At 69.3% G+C, this 306-nt stretch carries 1 pseudogene; it reads right to left on the reverse strand.

The features are described from left to right. Window positions 1-306 (reverse strand): annotated as a pseudogene (locus EN852_RS38605) (ComF family protein); the annotation flags it as partial.

Below are 306 nucleotides of genomic sequence, written 5' to 3' on the forward strand. Positions count from 1 at the left end.
GCCCGACCTGCTGGCGCGTCAGCTTCACGCGCCTGACCGCGGATGGCGAGAAGGGCAGCCCGCTGAGCTTTGAAACGGCCCGTCCGAGTTCGGCCGACTGGTTGAACTGGCGCCGGAAGAAGCGCCGCCAATGCAGCGGCACCGGCACGACCAGGTCGGCCTCCGCGATCAACTCGGCTCCGGCGCGGACCATCCAGTTCGCCATCCAGGGCGCGAGGTCGGTGCGGTCCTGATATTTCAGACCCTGCACCATCTGCCGCGCCACGCCCGAATAGAGGACAGCCGCCCGCGCCCGCTCGAAGGGTG

This window comes from Mesorhizobium sp. M2E.F.Ca.ET.209.01.1.1, assembly GCF_004010375.2.
GTDB lineage: Bacteria > Pseudomonadota > Alphaproteobacteria > Rhizobiales > Rhizobiaceae > Mesorhizobium.